Annotated in this window: 5 protein-coding genes; all 5 read left to right on the forward strand. The window is 63.3% G+C overall.

Features of this window, described 5'->3' with window-relative positions:
* The first annotated feature begins 193 nt into the window (after positions 1-193).
* The 5 genes from tmk (at position 194) to ABHR75_RS09590 (ending at position 5,730) form a co-directional block, all read left to right on the forward strand.
* On the forward strand, positions 194-877 hold the full coding sequence (tmk, locus tag ABHR75_RS09570; protein WP_195624872.1) for a dTMP kinase: 684 nt from the start codon (positions 194-196) through the stop codon (positions 875-877).
* Position 878: 1 nt separating this feature from the next.
* Positions 879-2,006, forward strand: coding sequence for a DNA polymerase III subunit (locus tag ABHR75_RS09575; RefSeq protein ID WP_195624873.1), 1,128 nt, complete (start codon positions 879-881; stop codon positions 2,004-2,006).
* Complete coding sequence (locus ABHR75_RS09580) at positions 1,997-3,697, forward strand: PSP1 domain-containing protein (RefSeq protein WP_346964199.1); 1,701 nt, start codon at positions 1,997-1,999, stop codon at positions 3,695-3,697. Before ABHR75_RS09575 ends, ABHR75_RS09580 begins: the two co-directional genes overlap by 10 nt.
* 102 nt (positions 3,698-3,799) lie before the next feature.
* Entirely contained in the window at positions 3,800-4,606 is an 807-nt protein-coding gene (locus tag ABHR75_RS09585) for a phosphoribosyltransferase family protein (protein WP_240128659.1), read from the forward strand.
* A gap of 11 nt (positions 4,607-4,617) precedes the next feature.
* On the forward strand, positions 4,618-5,730 hold the full coding sequence (locus ABHR75_RS09590) for a hypothetical protein (RefSeq protein ID WP_346964200.1): 1,113 nt from the start codon (positions 4,618-4,620) through the stop codon (positions 5,728-5,730).
* Positions 5,731-5,935: the final 205 nt, after the last annotated feature.

The following is a 5,935-nucleotide window of genomic DNA, read 5'->3' on the forward strand; positions in this document are numbered from 1 at the left end:
GGGTATCGGGTTCCCACATTCATCCGTACATGTGCGGATGAATGTGGGAGGTGTTCGGATAAAGTCGATAATCAAGGGCAACTTCGGGGATGCCTCGATGGCTAGGTTGGATTTGGGACGCGCCGAGCACTGGGGTATCATGGCTTGGTTGATATATCTGCATTTACGCGCCTTGTAGGAAGGGGCTGCGCCCATGGCTTTTGAGCCCGCTCAACATAGCTTTATCACGCTCGAGGGCGTCGATGGCGCCGGCAAGTCCACGCAGGCGCGCCTGCTTGCCCGCGCGCTCGAACTCGCTGGCTACCAGGTTGTGAGCCTGCGCGAGCCGGGCGGTACCGCCATCAGCGAAAAGATCCGTGCTCTGCTGCTCGACCCCGCCAATACGACGATGGGAGACACCTGCGAGTTGTTGCTCTACGAGGCCGCGCGCGCCCAGCTGGTGCACGAGGTCATCGCGCCTGCCCTTACTGACGGCAAGGTGGTCCTGTGCGACCGCTTCTACGATTCCACAACTTGCTATCAGGCGTTTGCCGATGGCCTCGATCGCCAGATAGTACGCGATGCCAACAACCTGGCCGTCGCGGGGACGCACCCGGCGCTCACGCTCGTCTATCACATCACGCCCGAGCAGGCGGCGCTGCGCATGGCAGCCCGTGGCGCGGCAGATCGCATGGAGGCTAAGGGCATGGCCTTCCAAGAGCGTGTCTACCAGGGATTTTGCGCCATCGCCGCCGAGGAACCAAACCGCGTAAAGCTCATCGACGCGACCGCGTCCATCGAGGACGTCTTCGCGCGGACGGTCGAGCAGGTTCGCGTCTACGGCCTCGACATTTCCCAGGACGCCGTCACCGCCGCGCTTGCCCAGGAGGCCGAGTAACATGGCCCCCGCTCAGACAAGCCTGCTGGCCAAGCTTGACACCCAAGAGCGCGTGCGCGACTTTTTGACCAATGCCGTCGCCAGCGGTCGCGCATCGCACGCCTACCTGTTTTTGGGCGCGCCCGGCGCGGGCAAGCTCGACGCCGCGTGGGCGCTCGCCCAAGCCTTCCTGTGCGAGCAGGATGGCTGCGGCTCATGCGATAGCTGCGTGCGCGTCGCCCGCCATACGCACCCCGACGTGCACTATTACACGCCCGAGAGCGCCACGGGCTACCTCATCGCCCAGACGCGCGAGCTACTCGACGACGTACCCCTGGCGCCCATCCGCGCCAAGGCCAAGGTCTACATCATTGACCGTGCCGAGCAGCTGCGCGCCAACACCGCCAACGCACTGCTCAAAACACTCGAGGAGCCGCCCGAGGGCGTTATGTTTATCTTGCTGGGCACCTCGGCAGACGTGATGTTGCCCACCATCGTGAGCCGCTGCCAGTGCGTGCCGTTTCGGCTGGTGTCACCCGCCGTCGCCGCGCACGCCGTGAGCCGTGCCACTGGTCAGGATATCGCGCGTTGTCGCATGGCCGTCGCCGTGGCGGGCAGCCCCACGCGCGGCATCGAGTTCCTTAAGAGTGCCGAGCGCCAGGACGCCCGCCGTCAGATGGTCCGTGCCATCGACTCACTCATTGCCGCCGACGAGGCCGACGTGCTCAGCCGCGCCAAGTCGCTCATCGTCGCCGTTAAGGCGCCGCTCGCCGAGGTCAAGTCCACGCAGGAAAAGGTGCTCGAGCAAAACGCCGACTACCTGTCGCGTGGAGCATTGAAGCAGCTTGAGGACCGCAATAAGCGCGAGCTCAATGCGCGCGAGCGTTCGGGTATCATGGAAGCGCTGGCGAGCGCGCGGACGCTCATGCGCGATGTGCTGCTGACACTTCAGGACGAGGCGGCCGACGTGGTGAACGAAGACGTGCGCGACACGATCGGTCGGCTTGCCGCTGCGACCAATGTTGCGGGTGCCACGCGGGCGCTCGAGGCAGTCGCGACCGCCGAGCGCAACATCGCCAGAAACGTTACTCCCCAGCTGGCCATCGAGGTCATGCTGTTCGATATCAGGAAGGCACTGAAATGCCGTTAGTCGTACCCGTTAAGTTTACCTACGCCTCGCGCGACCTGTGGTTCGACCCGCAGGATCTGGATATCCTCGAGGCAGATTACGCTATCTGCTCCACCGAGCGCGGAACCGAGATTGGCCTGGTCACGGCCGATCCCTTCGAGGTGCCGCAAGACGAGATCGGTCAGCCGCTCAAGCCCGTGCTGCGCGTGGCGAGCGACATCGACCTGCAGCTTGCCGACGACCTGGCCATCCAGGGCGACGAGGCCATGGTCGACTTCCGCCGTCTGGTCAAGGAGCTCGACCTCGAGATGAAGCCGGTGGGCGTCGAGTACCTGTTTGGCGGCGAGAAGGCCGTGTTCTACTTTGCGGCCGAGGAGCGCGTCGATTTTCGCCAGCTCGTCAAGGATCTGTCCTCGACGCTGCATATTCGCGTCGACATGCGCCAGATCGGCGTGCGCGACGAGACCCGCCTGGTGGGCGGCTATGCCCAGTGCGGCCAAGAGCTCTGTTGCACGCGCTTTGGCGGACAGTTTGAGCCCGTCTCGATTCGCATGGCAAAAGAGCAGGACCTGCCGCTCAACTCGTCCAAGATCAGCGGCGTTTGCGGCCGCCTGATGTGCTGTCTGCGTTATGAGTTCGAGGCGTACAAGGACTTTAAGAGCCGTGCGCCCAAAAAGAAGACGCTCATCGATACGCCGCTTGGCAAGGCGCGTATTCAGGAATATGACACGCCGCGTGAGCAGCTGGTGCTGCGCCTGGAGAACGGCAAGGTCTTTAAGGTCAACCTGGCCGATATGACGTGCTCGGAGGGCTGCAAAAAGAAGGCCGCCGAGCAGGGCTGCAACTGCCGCCCCGACTGCGTGACGCGCGACGTGCTCGAGCGCATCGAGTCGCCCGAGATGCGCCTGGCGCTCATGGAGCTCGATCGCGAGAACGGCGTCGACGTGGGCGATGGCCTGTCGAGTGCCGACCGTCTTGCCGGCACGTCGATGCCCAAGCGCCGTCGTCGCGATGCCGAATCCGATGCTCGCGCCGGTCAGGGTCAGGGCGAGGGTCGCGGCCGCGGTAAGGGTCGCGGCAAGGCCGAGGCACCCGAGGCTGAGGAGGCTGCCGGTGGACGTCGCCGCCGCAAGCGCGCGGGTTCGGGCGATGCCGGCGAGGCCGCTCCCGCGGGCAAGAACGCTTCTCGCGAGCGCGAGGTTCAGCAGCCCCAGCAGCAGAATCGCGGCGGTGGCATGAACCCCACACGTCGCCGCCGTCGTCATCTGTCGAGCGAGGAGCGCGAGGACGCCTTTCGCGCCGCAGCTGCTCGCGAGGCCGGTGCCGCTTCCAAGGGCGCCTCGGCCTCCGATGCGTCTGTCGACAAGGGCGGCAAGTCACGTGGCGAGGAGGAGCGCGCGCCGCGTCCGCGCCGTCGCCATTCCTCGGGCGCGCAGCAGAAGCCCTCAGTGCCCTCCGTGGCCGATCAGGTCTCGGATGGCGAGGTCAAGGTCACGCGCCGTCGTCCCGGAGATGGCGGGGGAGCGGCTGCCAAGGCTTCGCGTGGCGCCGCTCGCGACGAGCGCGAGCCGCGCGAGGATCGCGGTGGCGAGGGCTCGGCCGACCAGGGTCAAAAGCGCCGTCGCCGTCGCCGTTCCCGCAAGCCGCGCCAGGATGGTGGCGAGGGCTCGACCCCGTCTTCGTCCGCACCACAACCGCCTGCCGGCGAATAACGCCCGCGAGCGGATTTAGCCCGCCTTGCCCCGAGCGCATCGGGGTATCATAGCGCCGAATCAACAACCCTCCCTGCGGCCGAACGTAGGGAGGGTTGTGTCTTGAAGAGCCATCTGAACATATTGAGCTGTTTGCAGGGTGCCGGTGCCCTACCGTTTGCGGACGAATTGCTACCGTTTGCCGAGTGGGTGGCACGCGAGGCGCTCGAGGCATTGTCGCCAACACGATGTGCCGGCTGCGAGCGCGCCGGTGCGCTTATTTGCCAAGACTGCCTTGCCGCGTTCACGCTCATCGACCCACGTCATAGCTGCACCCGATGCAGCGCCCCGTTTGGGGATTTGCTGTGCACTGAGTGTTCGGTCGAGGGCACGTCCTCGGCAATGACGGAGGCGCTCGACCGCTGCCTGGCGTGCGCCGTCTATGCGCATCCGCTGCCGCGCATCATTAAAGCGTACAAGGATGCGGGCGAGCGACGTCTGGCTCCGTATCTGGCGGAGCTGCTCTACGACACCGCCCTGCATGCCCAGGTCGTAGCGCCCGATCGCTATGGAGGTGTGCTGTCCGGTGCGGATGCGGTGGTGTTTGTGCCTGCGACGGCGGCAGCGTTTCGGCGGCGTGGTTTTGATCATATGGAGGCTATTGCGCGTCCATTTTGCGAGCTGTCGGGTGTTCCCCTGCTCGATGCTCTCGTCAAGTACGGGCATGGCGACCAGCGTGAACTCGGTCGTGAAGAACGCCGTGAACGCGCCCGAGGCATGTATGAGACCGTTGAGGACGTGCAGGGCAAGCGCCTGCTGCTTATCGACGACGTTATCACTACGGGTGCGACGATGGCCGCGGCTTCGGCGGAACTCAAGCGCGCCGGCGCTGCGGCCGTTGATGGCCTCGCTATCGCACGCGTTTGGTAGGGGTGGTTCAGATGGCAATAAAGATCGGGCAGCGTGGCAAGCCTGCAAGCGAGCAGCTGGCTGCTTCCGTAATTTTGACGGGTGCCTCGGCGCTGCGCATGATGCGCGCCGAGCGCCGGCAGATGGGCTACATAAGCTGGAAGGACCTTAATCCCGATGAAGAGCGCCGTGTGCTGCGCACGTCGTCGCCCTCGACCGAGGACATCTATCTTCCCGATTTGGTGCGGATCGGGGCCGTGAGCGGCGAGGTCCAAGAAGACCTGTGTCTACTGGTGGGGTCGGCGAAACAGCGTCGCCGCATGCCTGGTGCAAGCTGGTCCGTTTGTTCTGTAGGTCTGCCGGTTGGTTCGATTCTGGAGGTGGAGCCGGGGGTGTACAGCTTGTCTCCCGAGGCCCTCTGCGTAGCCGTTGCGCGCGAGGTCGGCTGCATCCAGGCATTTGCCCTGGCCCAGGAGCTGTGCTCTAAGATTTCACTGAGTGACCGCGGGAAGTATCTGCCTCCCTACACCTCGCCTGTCGTGAACAAATTGGCAAAGGACAAAGACCAGCCGCCAGATGTCGGTTACTTTGAGGTCGAGTCCGTGCTGACACCCGATTGCATGGTAGATTACCTCGCGGCATGCAAGGGGAATGTGGCCAAACAGCTGCTGCGCCTGTGTCCCTACCTGTCAGAAAATCTGCGCTCGCCCATGGAGTGCATCATGCTCGCTCTGTTTTCGCTTCCGTTTTCCTATGGCGGATTTGCCTGCGGTCCCTTTAAGACCGACTACAAGATCGAGTTCGATGACCGTGCGCAGGCAGTCTCGGGGATGCCGCATGCAGTTTGCGATGCGTATCAGGAAGCAGCCCAGTTTGACCTGGAATACAACGGTGAGCTGGGCCATTCCTCCCGGAGGGGACGTATCCATGATGAAAAACGCAACACGGGCTTGATTACTATGGGAATCGAGGTCGCGACGGTCAATAACGAGATGCTCTGCGACATGGAAGCAATGGAGGCGCTCGCATGGCGCATGCACCAGCGTATGCGAAAGCGGTACCGGAATCGTGTCGATGCCCGCAGGAAAAAGCAAGAGGCGCTGCTTAACACGCTGCGGGCGTGTTTTGGGCTTAAACCCGCCTAACAATGCTCTGAAACAGGGGGTTGGATATATGCTCTGGCCAAAATATAGCAAATATGAGTACTGCTACAAATTCAGTAACAGCAAAATCAGGGATTTTGGGACTGGAAGAGGGCGTAAATTAGAAAGTTATTGGTCGCGCGCGCAGACGTGGTGTAAGAGTGTCCTGAGGTCCGTCGCTGCAAGTCCCGATGTTACTCCTTCTTGA

Origin of the sequence: Collinsella aerofaciens, from assembly GCF_039752955.1 — a bacterium.
Taxonomy (GTDB): Bacteria; Actinomycetota; Coriobacteriia; order Coriobacteriales; family Coriobacteriaceae; genus Collinsella; species Collinsella aerofaciens_BI.